The organism is Algoriphagus pacificus, assembly GCF_017254845.1.
Classification (GTDB): domain Bacteria; phylum Bacteroidota; class Bacteroidia; order Cytophagales; family Cyclobacteriaceae; genus Algoriphagus; species Algoriphagus pacificus.
In genome coordinates this window covers 330,124-345,508 of the sequence record NZ_JAFKCU010000002.1, presented here as the reverse complement: position 1 = coordinate 345,508, position 15,385 = coordinate 330,124, and the positions used below count along the sequence as shown (strand labels likewise).

General features: G+C 38.9%; 14 protein-coding genes. 8 read left to right on the top strand and 6 right to left on the bottom strand.

Annotated features, from left to right (window positions below):
* The first annotated feature begins 59 nt into the window (after positions 1-59).
* Positions 60-1,130, top strand: a complete 1,071-nt coding sequence (locus J0A69_RS08285; RefSeq protein ID WP_206586093.1) for a PAS domain-containing protein — start codon at positions 60-62, stop codon at positions 1,128-1,130.
* Positions 1,131-1,172: 42 nt separating this feature from the next.
* Here J0A69_RS08285 and J0A69_RS08280 read toward each other — a convergent pair whose 3' ends face one another.
* Positions 1,173-2,045: an SDR family oxidoreductase gene (locus tag J0A69_RS08280; protein WP_206586092.1), complete on the bottom strand. Its 873-nt coding sequence runs from the start codon at positions 2,043-2,045 to the stop codon at positions 1,173-1,175.
* 99 nt (positions 2,046-2,144) lie between these two features.
* On the opposite strand from J0A69_RS08280, the gene J0A69_RS08275 reads away from it, so the two are divergent.
* Positions 2,145-2,951, top strand: a complete 807-nt coding sequence (locus J0A69_RS08275) for a hypothetical protein (RefSeq protein WP_206586091.1) — start codon at positions 2,145-2,147, stop codon at positions 2,949-2,951.
* Positions 2,952-3,002: 51 nt separating this feature from the next.
* Here J0A69_RS08275 and ahcY read toward each other — a convergent pair whose 3' ends face one another.
* Together ahcY and J0A69_RS08265 are read right to left on the bottom strand one after the other, a co-directional pair.
* Positions 3,003-4,322: an adenosylhomocysteinase gene (gene ahcY / locus J0A69_RS08270; RefSeq protein WP_206586090.1), complete on the bottom strand. Its 1,320-nt coding sequence runs from the start codon at positions 4,320-4,322 to the stop codon at positions 3,003-3,005.
* Positions 4,323-4,403: 81 nt separating this feature from the next.
* Positions 4,404-5,165 carry a biotin--[acetyl-CoA-carboxylase] ligase gene (locus J0A69_RS08265; RefSeq protein WP_206586089.1) on the bottom strand — a complete coding sequence of 254 codons (762 nt, stop codon included), beginning with the start codon at positions 5,163-5,165 and terminating at the stop codon, positions 4,404-4,406.
* 59 nt (positions 5,166-5,224) lie between these two features.
* Here J0A69_RS08265 and rsfS point away from each other — a divergent pair, with 59 nt between their 5' ends.
* The 4 genes from rsfS to J0A69_RS08245 all read left to right on the top strand — a co-directional run bounded on the left by rsfS (position 5,225) and on the right by J0A69_RS08245 (position 9,370).
* Entirely contained in the window at positions 5,225-5,572 is a 348-nt protein-coding gene (gene rsfS, locus J0A69_RS08260; protein WP_206586088.1) for a ribosome silencing factor, read from the top strand.
* Positions 5,573-5,637: 65 nt separating this feature from the next.
* Positions 5,638-7,707 (top strand): ATP-dependent zinc metalloprotease FtsH, encoded by a 2,070-nt coding sequence (ftsH, locus tag J0A69_RS08255; protein WP_206586087.1) that lies wholly within the window; start codon positions 5,638-5,640, stop codon positions 7,705-7,707.
* Between the two features lie 59 nt (positions 7,708-7,766).
* Positions 7,767-8,543 (top strand): UDP-2,3-diacylglucosamine diphosphatase, encoded by a 777-nt coding sequence (locus J0A69_RS08250; protein ID WP_236032749.1) that lies wholly within the window; start codon positions 7,767-7,769, stop codon positions 8,541-8,543.
* Positions 8,540-9,370: a hypothetical protein gene (locus J0A69_RS08245; RefSeq protein WP_206586086.1), complete on the top strand. Its 831-nt coding sequence runs from the start codon at positions 8,540-8,542 to the stop codon at positions 9,368-9,370. Before J0A69_RS08250 ends, J0A69_RS08245 begins: the two co-directional genes overlap by 4 nt.
* 53 nt (positions 9,371-9,423) lie before the next feature.
* On the opposite strand, the gene J0A69_RS08240 is transcribed toward J0A69_RS08245, so the two are convergent.
* From J0A69_RS08240 to J0A69_RS08230, 3 genes are all read right to left on the bottom strand, one after another.
* Positions 9,424-10,281 (bottom strand): inositol oxygenase family protein, encoded by an 858-nt coding sequence (locus J0A69_RS08240; RefSeq protein ID WP_206586085.1) that lies wholly within the window; start codon positions 10,279-10,281, stop codon positions 9,424-9,426.
* Between the two features lie 39 nt (positions 10,282-10,320).
* Positions 10,321-11,898, bottom strand: a complete 1,578-nt coding sequence (locus tag J0A69_RS08235; RefSeq protein ID WP_206586084.1) for a solute:sodium symporter family transporter — start codon at positions 11,896-11,898, stop codon at positions 10,321-10,323.
* 160 nt (positions 11,899-12,058) lie between these two features.
* Positions 12,059-12,487 (bottom strand): FKBP-type peptidyl-prolyl cis-trans isomerase, encoded by a 429-nt coding sequence (locus tag J0A69_RS08230; RefSeq protein ID WP_206586910.1) that lies wholly within the window; start codon positions 12,485-12,487, stop codon positions 12,059-12,061.
* A gap of 180 nt (positions 12,488-12,667) precedes the next feature.
* Between J0A69_RS08230 and J0A69_RS08225 the strand changes: the two genes are divergently transcribed.
* Positions 12,668-14,050 (top strand): sigma-54-dependent transcriptional regulator, encoded by a 1,383-nt coding sequence (locus J0A69_RS08225; protein WP_206586083.1) that lies wholly within the window; start codon positions 12,668-12,670, stop codon positions 14,048-14,050.
* Positions 14,040-15,383 carry a sensor histidine kinase gene (locus J0A69_RS08220; protein ID WP_206586082.1) on the top strand — a complete coding sequence of 448 codons (1,344 nt, stop codon included), beginning with the start codon at positions 14,040-14,042 and terminating at the stop codon, positions 15,381-15,383. The genes J0A69_RS08225 and J0A69_RS08220 overlap by 11 nt, the downstream gene beginning before the upstream one ends.
* Positions 15,384-15,385 lie beyond the last annotated feature (2 nt).

Here is a 15,385-nt window from a genome sequence, read left to right as displayed (position 1 = left end):
TTATGTATTTTGTATAATATTTTTTGTAATTTAACTTATTATTGACTTAAATTTGATTTATGAATAATGTCAACGCATTAGAGGTTTTAGGTCAACTGGCAATAACTTCTGAATATTTTATGCAAGTGACTATGGACAATTCAGGTATTGTCCTGAGCTCTGATTCCGGAATTGGGCCAGTTCCTTCTTTGTTTGACAGAACTCAAAAACCCTTACATTTTTCGGATTGTTTTATTTCTTCTGATTGGGTAAAATATGAAAATAATCGCTTAAAAGCCTGGAAAAATCATCACCAATCCTTTAAGGTTGAATTACAAAAAATCAATTATCCCACTGGAAATCTTTTGAAAACAAAGTGGGAATTCTTTTTCATTTCAGAGGACTTTGGAACCTGCTTAGGTATAGGACATCCAATTGACGTGATGCACCCTTATAATCTTCAGTTGGGTGAATTCATGGATAATGATGAAAACCCCACTGAATTAATTGACTCTTTGCTTGAAGACAAATTATTGGGATTTTGGGAATTCAATCCTTTTGAAAAAGTAAATTCTATTAGTTCGGGATTAGCACAAACACTTGGCTATTCTGAAAAAGAAATCGAAGAAAAAAAACAGATCTCTTGGGAAAAACATATTCACCAAGATGATTTTTTTCTTTTAAGCCAGGAATTGAACCAGCATTTCAAGACTCCTGGGAGTGTCCCATTTAAAAAAGAATTTAGATTGGTTTCCAAGAGAAATCAAACATTATGGGTATTGGCATTTGGCAGAACAATCCAATGGAATGAAGAGCGAATCCCTAAAAAAGTACAGGGAATAATTATTGACATCACTGAGAAGAAGAAACAAGATATCTGGATGAAAGAGCATCAATTCTTTTTGAGAGATCTCGCTTTTCAGCAATCTCATACCCTGCGGGCAAGAGTGGCAAATATTTTAGGATTAATAGATATTTTGGAAACTGAACAACAAACTGGTGAATCAAAAAGAATCATTGATATCATCAAAAAGGAAACTGTTCAGCTAGACCATGCTCTCAAAAAAAGTATCAAAGAATCCGTAAATCAAAACAAGAATTTTGAAAAAGGAATCGACTCGAACTCGCTTAGCAATCTCAAGAATTCCTAAGCTTCCATTTTGATTTTAGATAGCCCCAAATGATCTTGGGGCCTAAGCTTTTTTTCCTCTTGACACTTCCATCATATCCCACATCTCTTTTGGTATTTGGTCAAGATTATTGAATTCGCCTGCTCCTTTGATCCATTCTCCACCATCTATGGTAATAACTTCTCCATTTACATAGGCAGAAAAATCAGAAACCAGATAAGCTGCAAGATTTGCCAATTCCTGATGCTCCCCTACCCTACCAACAGGGACTTTTTTGGCGGGATCAAACTTTTTCACCAAATCACCTGGTAACAATCTGCTCCAAGCACCTTCTGTTGGAAAAGGCCCCGGTGCTATTGCATTGGACCGAATTCCATATTTGGCCCATTCTACTGCTAGTGATCGTGTCAATGCCAAAACTCCTGCTTTTGCAGCTGCCGAAGGCACTACATAACCCGAACCTGTCCATGCATAGGTTGTCACAATATTCAAGAATGTCCCAGTTTGTTTCTTTTCAATCCAATCTTTCCCCGCAGTCAAAGTCATCAATGATGTACCTTTTAAAACGATATCCAAAACAGTAGAAAATGCATTGGCAGAAAGTCTTTCTGTTGGGCTAATGAAATTACCAGCGGCGTTATTCAATACCACATGGATCTGTCCAAGTTCCTCTGTAGCTTTCTTCCACATCCCCTCAATCTGTTCAATCTCACGAACATCACAAGAAATAGGAATCACTTTTCCTCCTTTGGAATTCATCATTTCAACTGCTGACTGATCCAGGACATCCTGCTTTCGAGAAGTGATGACAAGATTTGCTCCCAGTTCTAAAAAATATTCTCCCATAGATCTCCCAAGGCCCGTTCCACCTCCAGTAATGAGAATGTTTTTCCCTTTTAATGCTCCGTCTCGAAGCATACCGTCTAAATAATTCATAACTATTTTGGATTCATTTATAGCCAAGATAGGGATTCGGCCTAGTAATTGAAAGAAAGATTCAAAAGGTAAAAACTCGAAATTATTGAATTTGAAGAGATGAATAGGAACTACTTTTTATACCTAGCCATTTTATTGAGCTCATTTGGCTGTCAAGACGATGCGGATAAAGTAATCAGTACAGACTTACCAGCTGAGGCAAATCAAATGTTTGAAATTTCCACAGCTTGGAGTGAAAGCTTATACTTCTCACTTTTGACTTTTGAAGAATATACTTCCATGGATTCAACTTTCATATTGCCTGGATGCCCGATTGTCTCTATAGAAACTGAAGGCAGGAAAGTTACATTGGAATTTTTAGCTTCCACAGAGTGTGCTCAGTCAAATGAAGGCAAAAGGACGGGGAAAATAAACCTGACATACCCTCTAACTCTTGATAGCACCCGAACCTGGACTCAATCCTATGAAAACTACACCTTCAAAGGAACAAGTATTGACGGGGAAAGAAATTATAAACAAAGCAAAAATGGAATCGTGACTGAGACTTTTGACATGATGACCCAAAAGACTTCAAAAGAATTGACTTCGATTTTATCCGGTTCCTTGATGCATCAAAAAAATGCGAAACTTTCTAGTTCTATTGGATTGATCTCTACTGGAATGATGACTGGGCGAAATGCTGCGGGAAGAGAGTTCTCAATAGAAATACCTGAGGATCGATTGATGCTAACCAACTGCTTTAAACAGAATGAACTCAATCCTGTCAGTGGAGTAGAAATATGGACAATTGATAGAGGATCCTCAAATCAGGTTACTCATAGACTGACTTACGAGCTGGTTGATTCTTGTCAGGTAGCTGCAAATGTTTTGCTTCCCGATGGCAGAAAACTTCTTTTAAACCCATAAAAAAAAGGCAGCTAAACAGCTGCCTTTTAATTTTTCTTTTCTTCAAAGAAATTAATATCTGTAGTATTCAGGCTTGAATGGTCCTTCTACAGTCACACCGATATACTCGGCTTGCTCTTGAGAAAGTGTTTCTAATTCCACTCCTAATTTAGCCAAATGAAGCGCTGCAACTTTTTCATCAAGATGCTTCGGCAACACATAAACTCCTGGTTGATAAGATTCGTGGTTTTGCCATAATTCCAATTGAGCCAAAGTTTGGTTGGTAAAGGAATTGGACATTACAAATGATGGGTGTCCTGTTGCACAACCCAAGTTCACCAATCTACCTTCTGCCAAAACGATGATTTCTTTGCCATCAAGATCATAAAGATCCACTTGAGGCTTAATCACGTTCTTGGTGTGACCATAATTTTTATTCAACCAAGCCATATCGATTTCATTGTCAAAGTGACCAATGTTACAAACGATAGCCTTGTCTTTCATTGCTTTGAAATGCTCAGCAGTCAAGATATCCTTGTTACCTGTTGCAGTAACCACAATATCAGCACCAGCTACAGCATCAACCATTTTCTTAACTGCAAATCCATCCATTGCAGCTTGAAGTGCACAAATTGGATCGATTTCAGTTACAACAACTCTTGCTCCTGCACCTCTCAAAGAAGCAGCAGAACCTTTTCCAACATCACCGTATCCAGCCACAACAGCAACTTTTCCAGCCATCATTACATCAGTTGCTCTTCTGATAGCATCTACCAATGATTCTTTACAACCGTACTTATTGTCAAACTTTGATTTGGTAACAGAGTCGTTTACGTTGATAGCAGGCATTGGAAGTGTACCGTTTTTCATACGCTCATACAATCTATGAACACCAGTTGTAGTCTCTTCAGAAAGACCTCTGATTCCAGCAACCAACTCAGGATATTGATCCAAAACCATATTTGTCAAATCTCCTCCATCATCAAGGATCATATTCAATGGTTGACGATCTTCTCCAAAGAAAAGCGTCTGCTCAATACACCAATCGAATTCTTCAGCATTCATGCCTTTCCAAGCATAAACTGAGATTCCGGCAGCAGCAATAGCAGCAGCAGCATGATCCTGAGTAGAAAAAATATTACATGAAGACCAAGTTACTTCAGCTCCTAATTCAACCAAAGTTTCAATCAAAACAGCAGTCTGGATTGTCATGTGTAGACAACCTGCGATTCTTGCATTTTTCAATGGCTTAGATGCGCCAAATTCCTCACGAAGAGCCATTAGACCTGGCATTTCAGCTTCAGCAAGTTTAATTTCTTTTCTTCCCCACTCCGCTAGAGAGATGTCTTTTACTTTATACTTTACGTATTTTTCAGACTTGGTTTCTGACATAATATTGATAGTTAACGAATTAAATTCTCTTAAAAACTCCGGCAAAGGTACCGCATAATTTTGGGAATCTAAAATCCCGATTTAGTCAAGAAAGGCAACTTCTTTGAGACCAAAAGTCCTTAATTCCCCAGTTTCATCTTCGATAAGAAGTTTTCCTTGCTCATCTATTCCGGTAATCTGACCGGAAAAGTCGCCATTCTCTGATCGAAAAGAGGCAATTTGATTTTTTAGATATAAATGACTGAGATAATCATTTTTGATTTCCTTATGCTTACCTTTTTTTAGCTGAAGGTAGCTTTGTTCGATTTGTGTGATGATCAACCTAAAAAGCTCCTGTAAGTCAAAATTGTTTCCAGTGATTTTTGAAAGTGAGGTAGCTTTTTCATTTTCAAAAACCAACTGATTGATATTCAAACCTATTCCGACAACAGCATTTTCCCAGGATTTACTACTGATCACATTTTCAATTAGGATTCCTCCCAATTTTCCAAAATCCGGCACCACAAGGTCATTTGGCCATTTCACAGTCAAATAAGGAACATAATCCTGCAACACCTTTCTGATTGCATTTGAAATGCACATATTCAAAACAAACTGTTCAGTGATATCCAAAAAAGCAGGCTTAAGAACCAATGAAAATGTTAAGTTCTTTCCTGGCTCAGAAACCCAACTATTTCCCCTTTGACCTTTACCTTTTGTCTGATAACCGCAAATGACAATAGCACCTTCTTGGACCTGACCCGACCTGACCATCTGTAAGGCAATGTCATTGGTTGAGTGACAGTCTGGCAGGAAATGGACATCTTTCCCCAAAAAAATGGTATTGGCAAGAATTTTATACATAAATTTTAGGTTCGCTGGAAAAGACTCATTTAAACCAGCTCCAAAATTAAACTAATAATATGACAGCAGAAGAGCTGAGCCAAGTTATCATCAAAGGAATGGAGGAAAAAAAAGCCTCAAACATCATTTTGATGGACTTAAGACATATAAAAGACACCGTTACCGATTTCTTCGTTATCTGTTCAGGTAATTCAGACACCCAATTAGATGCCATTTCAGATTCAATTGAAGAAGAAGTCATCAAAGCTGGTGACACCAGCCCCTGGAGAAGTGAAGGAAAGAACAGCAGAAACTGGATTTTAATGGATTATGTAAACGTTGTTGCGCATATTTTCCTTAAAGAAAAGCGAGAGTTTTACGGGTTAGAAGATCTTTGGGGTGACGCAAAAGTTACCCGAATCGGCTAAAATGCTTCAAACTTTACCTAACCTATTCCGTTTTACCTTAAGTTTACAGAATTACATATTAAGCGATGAGCGATAAAAATAAGAACAAGAAATTTGTACCAAAAGCACCTCAGCCCAAACCAAACTTTCAGCTTTGGCTGATTGTGGCGGCAGCAATTGTGCTGATAGGACTAACCTGGTTGCAGCAGAGGTCAGCAGTAATTGACATCACCCAAAAGAAATTTGAGGACATGTATATGGCCGGCGACGTATCTAAAGTCGTGATGGTCAAGAATATGGAACGAGTAGACATTACTCTAAAACCATCTGCACAGTCCAAACCAAAATATAAAACAGAGCTTGAGTCTAACTCAACTTTCTTCAATCCTTCAGGACCACATTATTCATTTCAGGTAGCTTCAGTAGATAAGTTCGCAAATGATTTTGATGCTTTGAAAGAGCAAGCTGCTCCTGAAAACCGAATTGATCTGGAAGTTTCCACTGAAGAAAACTGGAGTAGCTACTTCAGCAGCTTTGGATTCTTGATTTTATTATTTGTCTTCTTCTGGTTTATGATGAGAAGAATGGCTGGTCCTTCCGGTCCTGGCGGACAAATTTTCAATGTTGGAAAATCAAAAGCACAGTTATTTGATGCTGAAAACAAAGTCAAAATCACTTTTGACAATGTGGCAGGCCTTGACGAAGCAAAAGAAGAAATTCAGGAAATCGTTGAATTCCTTAAAAACCCAGGCAAATTCACCAAACTTGGTGGTAAAATACCAAAAGGTGCTTTGCTAGTAGGACCTCCGGGAACAGGTAAAACCTTGCTTGCAAAAGCCGTTGCTGGTGAAGCTGGCGTGCCTTTCTTCACACTTTCAGGTTCTGACTTTGTGGAAATGTTCGTAGGTGTCGGAGCGGCAAGAGTTAGAGATTTGTTTAAGCAAGCCAAAGAAAAAGCGCCTTGTATCATCTTTATCGATGAAATTGATGCTATTGGTAGATCAAGAGGAAAAGGTCAAATGCCAGGAAGCAATGATGAGAGAGAAAACACGCTGAACTCATTATTGGTAGAAATGGATGGTTTTGGAACTGACTCTGGAGTTATTGTCCTAGCAGCTACAAACAGACCTGATGTATTGGATAGCGCCTTGTTGAGAGCTGGTAGATTTGACAGACAGATTTCTATTGACAAGCCAGATATCGTTGGAAGAGAAGCAATCTTCAAAGTACACTTGAAGCCTATCAAAACCAGTCCGGATATTGATCCTAAAAAATTGGCAGCACAAACTCCTGGATTTGCGGGTGCAGAAATAGCCAACGTATGTAATGAGGCGGCTTTGATCGCAGCAAGAAGAAATAAAACTGCTGTCGACATGCAGGATTTCCAAGATGCAATTGACAGAACTATTGGAGGTCTAGAAAAAAGAAATAAGATCATTTCTCCAGAAGAGAAAAAGATTGTTGCTTACCATGAAGCAGGTCACGCTGTGGCAGGTTGGTTCCTCGAGCATGCTGACCCATTGGTCAAAGTAAGTATTGTTCCTAGAGGAATTGCAGCACTTGGATATGCTCAGTATTTACCAAAGGAGCAGTTCTTGTATCAAACAGAACAACTCATCGACGAGATGTGTATGACTTTGGGCGGAAGAGCAGCAGAGGAGATAATCTTTAAAAAGATTTCTACTGGAGCTCTAAGCGACTTGGAAAGAGTGACTAAGATGGCATATTCTATCGTATCGATTTATGGTATGAATGATAAAATCGGTAACGTCTCTTTCTATGATTCCAAAGGCGATGGCTATAAGATGACAAAGCCTTATTCAGAAACTACTGCCGAAACTATCGATGAAGAAGTAAGACAGTTGATTCAAAAAGCTTATATCAGAACCAAGGAATTGTTGACTCATAGAAGCAAGGAATTGGAAATATTGGCTCAGGAACTTCTTGAAAAAGAAATTCTATTCCAAGCTGATTTAGAGCGTTTGATCGGAAAGAGACCATTCGCAACTGAAACAACCTATCAGGCATTTACTAATAAAAAAGAAAGTGCTCCTGTTCCTGTTATCGATCAGTTGGAAACTCCAACTTTGGAACCAGATGCAACACCTTCTGACGAACCAAGCTCAGTCACGGAACCGAAGGAAGAAAATCAATAATTTAGAAGCCCCTTCAATTGGGGCTTTTTTTATACCCAATTCCCAGATTATCTTTATTCATGCAAGTCTCAACTCTGAACATCGATCTTAATGGCAAAAAACTATTTTTTGCTTCCGATTTTCATTTGGGAGCGCCCAATGCCAAATCAAGTAAAGAAAGGGAAAGAAGAATTATCCGCTGGCTTAATAGCATCGAGAAAGAAGCAGCTGCCATCTTTTTGGTTGGAGATATATTTGATTTTTGGTTTGAATACAGCGAAGTGATCCCAAAGGGCTTTATCCCTTTCATTTCCAAAATCTCCCAACTTCGGGATCAAAATATTCCAGTTTACTTTTTCACTGGAAATCATGATCTCTGGATGAAAGACTATTTCACCCAAGAATTGGGCGTCCCAGTATTCTTTGATCCGATCGTATTGAAGGCTGCTGAAAAAAAGATCCTCGTTGGTCATGGTGATGGGTTGGGCCCTGGAGACAAGTCCTATAAGTTTCTCAAAAAAGTCTTTGTTCATCCACTTTCAAAGTGGCTTTTCAAGTGGTTCCATCCAGATTTAGGAATCAAACTAGCCCATGCATGGTCAGGCCATAGCAGGATTACAAATATCGAAAAGGACGAGAATCATTTCTTGGGAGAAAATGAGTGGCTTTGGCAATATTGCAAAGAGGTGGAAAAAGAAAATCATCATGATTATTACATCTTTGGTCACAGGCATCTTCCGCTTGAGCTGGAGGTAAGCCCAAACTCGACATATTACAATTTGGGAGAATGGGTCACTCAAAATACGTTTTTGGTACTGGATGAAAAGGAAGTTCAATTGAAAACTTTTGAATCATGAAGTTGCTGATTCTTTCAATTTTGATGTTTGCCTTACAACAGCTTTTTGCGCAAACGATTAATAAATTAGAATCACCACAAGCCAAAATCACTCTTTCAAATTTGGACTTGCTTTCTTTTGACACCAAAGACCAGATTTTCGCCAGCAATACTTCAGGGGACATTTATCAATTTAGCAAAAAGGGGAAACAGATAAACCTTTTCTCACCAGCTAGGCAGGCAAGATTACACCAGCTGGAAGCTGCCTGGACTGTCAATATTTTTAGCTTTTCTGCTGATCTACAAGAGTATCGGATCTTGGATAGATTTATGAATCAATTGGCTGAAAAGGGTTTCTTCTTAGCTGAAATCAATCTGGCCAAAGCCTCAACTTTGGGAAATAACAACCGAGTTTGGGTTTGGGATGAATCTGATCTTAGTCTCAAAACTTTAGATTATCTGAGAAATCTTGTAATCCAGTCCCAGCCGCTAAACCTGATCCTAGAAGCTGAAAAAATTGAGGTTTTAGAAATTCGGGAATTTAAAAATCGACTCTTCATGAACGTTGCTAACGATGGAATTTACCTTTTTGACAACCAAGGGAATTTCTTGAAGAAAGTAGCAGTAACTACAAATCAACGGATGTGCTTCTACAAGGAACACCTACTTTGGGTGGAAGGAAACCAGATTAAAGCTACCTCAATCTCATCCTCTCAATCTATTTTGACAATCGGAGAATTACCCTCTTCAGACTACAAATACCTGCAAATTGGTCAAGAAGTATTAGCTGCTGTCCAAAAAGAACTTATAGAGGTCTATCCTATTCCAGACTGGATCAGAAACTTATAAAAAACCGAATTTACCTTAAACTAAAAAAAGCCGGAATTACCCGGCTTTTTGTTTTAAAACTTGAGCGTATCTGGCAAAAATTTAGAGGCCAAATCCTCGTAATAAGGTCTTAATTCCTTCACATTGGGAGGAACCGCCGCTTTAGAATAGAGATCATAAGGATTAAATTTATTAACCCATTCAAAAAGCTTGTGATCGTCTTTATTCATCAAATGGCTGTAGGCATTTTCACGATGTTGTGAATAAAATGAATGGTAACGCAACATTGCCAAGCCCTCCTCAGGTAAATAATTTTTCATTATCTGGTAGATATATTCATCATGTCCCCAAGACAAATGAACATTGTCCAGTCCGCAATTTGGCTCATATACTCCATATTTGGTATTGTATCGACCATCTTTGGAATCTGGGTTAGCATCAAAAAATTCAGGATAAACGATCTTATCAGAGTGCTTGCATCCTACTGGAAATGTATCTCCAACCACACACCATTGAGGCTCTCCAAATAGGCAAAGTACTTTTCCCAAATCATGTAGAAATCCTGTCAAAACAAACCAATCAGGATGGCCATCGGCTCGGATTGCTTCTGAGGTTTGCAACAAATGCTGCGTTTGATCCAAATCCGTATCAGGATCGGAATCATCAACAAGCGTATTTAAAAATTCCACTGCCTCCCAAAGTGTCATTTCTTTCCTATCGAACTTCAAAAATTCCCGCTCCTTGGCAAGCACAAAATCATAAGTTTGATGTAGGTGATTCACCCTGTAGAATTCCTTGACAGTTTCACGCTTTGGATCATCGTAATTCCGAAACTCCTCCTTTGATTTGGCAGGTTTTCCTTCTTCAGGATAGCGCTGTAAAAGATCTTCTTCCCAAAGCTCTTCCATTTGATGCGGTGTCACTTCTTTCATAAGTAAATATTTTGTCCAAGATAAAGATTTTCAATGATTTCAATTGCCTAGCCAGATGTAAATCGCAATTGTTAGTAGTACCAAAAGCAAGCCTAAATGTCTGGCATATTTCCAGGGATTCAAATCCACTGGGCCTATATCCGAAGGCTTGAAATGATTGCTATTTGGGTAGAAATAAGAAACTGTAAACATGACCAGCATATTCAAAACGAATTCAATTCCCCAGATATGTACGAAATGAATATTCACCGGAAAAATGAAAACTGTTAGAATGTAAAAAGCCAACCCTACAAATAATCCCACTTTTGCTCCCATGGCAGAGATTTTTGGCAGAAACAGACCAGCGATTATAATCGAGGCTATAGGAATAAAGAATATCCCATTCAGCTGCTGTAGCAATTGATATAGACCTTCGGGAGCTCCAGCTACCAGTGGTGCCGCCATGATTGCGCAAATAGCCAGAATGATAGAGGTAAGTTTCCCTACCCAGACCAGCTGTTTTTCTGAAGCATCTTTTTTGAAATGCCTTTTGTAAATACCTAAACTAAAAATTGTAGCAGTGCTATTCAACACACTATTGAATGTACTTAAGACAGCCCCCATAACCACGGCTGCAAAAAAACCAGTCAGACCTACCGGCAGAACTTTCTTGATCAATTCTGGATAAATCAAATCCTGATTGTCATACAAACTATCCCCGAAATAGTAAAACCCAATTACCCCGGGAAGTATGATAATCAAGGGAACAAAGAGTTTTAATACTCCTGTATACAACAAGCCCTTTTGTGCCTCAGCAAGATTCTTGGCTCCAAAAGCCCTTTGGATAATGGTTTGATTCATGCACCAGAAATAAAGCTGGTTGATCATCAATCCAGTAAATAGGGTTTCAAAAGGCAAAACAGAGTCTTTTGCACCAATCACATTGAATTTTCCGGGAGCGGCTTCGTAAACTTTGTGAAGTCCATCCAAGAGATTTCCTGAACCAATATCCCAAAGGGAGAATCCCAAAACCAGTAACCCTCCTAAAAAGAGCCCAATTCCGTTGATTGTATCAGAAAAAGCTACTGCTTTCAATCCACCAAAAATCGCATAGATAGAGCCTATAACTCCAATGATAATGACAGTCAGCCATAAGCCTTCCTGCTGGCTGATTTGAAGTGTCTCTGAGACGTTGAATATACTTTCTAGATTAATCGCACCTGTATAAAGCACAATTGGCAGCAAGGTGACCACAAAAGACACAATCAAAAAGAGGGCAACAAGAGTTCTGGTAATTCTATCAAACCTATATTCCAGATACTGAGGGATAGTAGTCAGTCCCATTCTGAGAAAACTCGGAATGAAATACAAAGCTCCAATTACTAAGGCTATTGCAGATGTCACTTCCCATGCAATGATGATAAAGCCATTTTTATAGGCTGAGCCATTCATTCCAATCAAATGTTCCGTGGAAATATTTGTCAGTAACATTGATCCGGCAATCACAACTCCGGTCAAACTTTTACCACCTAAAAAGTATCCTTCTTGGGTATCCAGTTTGTCTTTTCGAAGTTTATACCAGGAGAAAATGGCCACAAAAGCTGTGAAAGCCAAAAAAGAGAGAATAGTCAGGGTCATGTTAATTGAATTGGTTAAACCAACAATTCAATATAGTCTAGATTATTAAAAAAATGACCTCAAACTTATGCAAACGTTTCCTTTCATTCTTTCTTAGGCTTGTCGAAAGGGAATAAAAAAAGCCCTTTTGCAAGGGCTTTTATATCTGAATTTTAGAGAATTATCCGATTTTCACCAATTCAATGTCAAAAATCAAATCTTTTCCAGCCAATTGATGATTGGCATCCAAAGTGATTTTTTGTTCATCTACATGAGTCACAATGACTGGCATTGGCTGGCCATTTCCTCCTTGTAGTGTCAACTGCATCCCAATTTCCGGTTTGATATCAGCAGGAACCTGTTCGATAGGCACATCAATCATCATGTCCTCCCTTTTTTCACCGTAAGCTTGAGCAGCAGGTATGGTTACTGTTTTTTTATCTCCAACGGCCATTCCGTCTACAGCAGCATCAAATCCTTGAATCATTTGACCAGCGCCAACTGTAAAACCAAGCGGCTCTCTATTTACTGAAGAATCAAAAACACTTCCATCTTCCAATTTTCCGGTGTAGTGCACTTGCACTGCATCGCCTTTTTTAGCTTGCATGATATTTCTTTTGGTTAAAGCACAAAGTTACATAAATCTTTTAGGCCATAAAACCCGGACAGTACTGTCCGATATCAGTATAAAAACGTACATTTATGGACACTAGTGTCCGAAAAAATGCAGTTTAAGCCCTTTTATAAGGGTTGGCATTATTTTCCCCTATATCAGACCAAACAAGAGACCATGGAAAATCAAGATCTGGGAAGAATACTTATTATCGACGACAACGAAGATTTATTATTTGCTGCCAAAATGCTCCTAAAAAAGCATGCTAAGGAAGTTTCAATTGAAAAAGATCCACGTCGTATTCCTTTTTTGATCAACAATAATTCATACGATGTGATTTTGCTTGACATGAATTTCCGGGAGGATACCACTTCTGGAAAGGAAGGATTTTATTGGTTGAAGCAAATCAAGGAAATAGATCCAAAAGCAGTAGTTATTTTGATTACTGCCTTCGGTGATGTGGAAATGGCCGTTCAGGCTCTAAAAGAAGGGGCTACGGACTTTATTTTGAAGCCTTGGCAAAATGAAAAATTGATTGCTACCCTTTCTTCAGCAATCAAGCTCAAGGAAAGCTACAACGAAGTAGATAAGCTGAATAAAAAACAGAAGCAGCTTCAGTCTGACATGAAAAAGCCTTACAGCGATATCATCGGACAGAGTGCATCTATGAAAAATATTTTCTCTATCATCGACAAAGTGGCTCAAACTGACGCCAATATTTTGATTTTGGGAGAAAACGGTACCGGTAAAGAACTAATAGCAAGAGCAATTCACGATAGATCTTTGCGAAAAGATGAAATTTTTGTCGGAGTAGATATGGGAGCGATCACGGAAACGCTCTTTGAATCAGAGCTTTTTGGTCATAAAAGAGGTGCTTTTACGGATGCAAAAGATGATCGGGCTGGTAGATTTGAGGTTGCAGATAATGGAACGCTTTTCTTGGATGAAATCGGGAACTTATCAATGCCTTTGCAATCCAAACTTTTAACTGTTTTGCAAAAGAGGGAAGTGACTCGTATCGGTACAAACAAAGCCATACCGGTGGATATCCGATTGATTTGTGCTACTAACATGCACGTGCATGAAATGGTCATGGAGAATACTTTCCGACAAGATTTGCTTTACAGAATCAATACTGTGGAGATATTCCTTCCTCCACTTCGTGAAAGACAAGACGACATCCCTGTTTTAGCAAATCACTTCTTGAAATCCTATTCTCAAAAATATCGCAAGAACTTCACTGGCTTTAAACCAGCGGCAATGGAATTGCTTCAGCGCTACAACTGGCCAGGAAATATCCGTGAATTGCAGCATGCCATCGAGCGCGCCATCATTATGGCTGAAGGAGAAGAATTGGATTCAAGAGATTTCTTCTTCCTTTCTGCCAAGCCTGCTTCGGATAAAGCACCGGCAAACAACACCCTAAATCTCGATGATATGGAGAGAAGTACCATTCAGCGAGCTATTGATAAAAATGGAGGTAATATCTCCAAAGCTGCTAAAGAGCTAGGCTTGACACGAGCTTCTCTTTACAGAAGACTGGAAAAATATGGATTATAAAGTAGGTTTATTGGGTAGAATAGCCTTCTTGGCTGCTACCCTGTTTTTATTGGCATACACCATTTTCAATGAGTGGGGAGTCTTTATGATCTCCCTTTTCTTGATTTTGGTGGCAATCCAGATCATTTTTTTTCTGAAGTACTCCGAAAGTTCTTTTAAGAAAGTCCGGGTCTTTCTGGATAATATCAAACAGGATAAATATTCGCAGCTCTACCCCGTGAAGTTTGACGGAACTGAGACTGACGATCTACACATTGAATTCAATGCGATTCTTGCTAAACTGAAGGAAGACCAAGCTGAAAAGGAAGCTAACTACCAATATTTCCGTTCGGTTTTCAAGCATCTCAGCATTGGTTTGATCACTTTCGGTGAAAATGGGGAAATCCAAATCATCAATACTTCTGCGAAAAGAATCTTGGATGTAGAGGAGTTGAAGAATATCCGTGAAATAGAACAGATCAATAAAGAACTTCATTTAGCCATTCACAATCTGAGAACCGGAGGTTCTGAACTGATTAAGATTGCTCATCCGGACGGCATCATGCAGCTATCTGTTTATGTGATCGAATTGCTGATGCGAGGTGAGAAGTTTAAGTTGGTTTCCTTACAAAACATCCAATCAGAACTGGAAGAAAAGGAAATGGAGGCTTGGCAAAACCTAGTCAAGATCCTGACACATGAAATCATGAATTCCATTGCCCCTATTTCTTCTTTGGCGGGAACGATTAAAGAAGAGATCGAAGGTAAAATGGATGACTTGTCTAAAGTCGGACCTTCTGACATGGAAGACTATTTAATGGGAATTAGTACAATCGAAAAGCGAAGCCAGGGATTGATCAATTTTGTATCTGATTTTAGAAGTCTAGCCCATATTCCTACCCCGAAATTCAGCAGCATTGGTATTTCTAAGTTATTCGATCAGTTGGAGGTTTTACTTGCCCATCAGCTCGAAAGCCATGAAATCACTTTAAGAAAAGAGCTGAATCCTCCGGAATTGATCCTTTTTGGCGACCAGACTCAAATCGAACAAGTACTGATCAATTTGGCTCAAAATGCAATCCATGCTGTTGAAGATGCAGAAATCAAAGTCATTACTTTTAGCGCTTTTATAGATGAAGCCGGAAAAATTATTTTGGAAGTAAGCGATACTGGAAAAGGCATCGAAGAAGAGGCGCTTTCCAAAATTTTCATTCCATTCTTTACCACCAAGAAGAAAGGATCGGGTATTGGCCTTAGTCTATCCAAACAGATTATGAGAAGGCACAAAGGAAATATCCAAGTTCGATCAGCCATCGGAGAAGGCACTACTTTCAAGTTGATTTTTAACGGCTAACA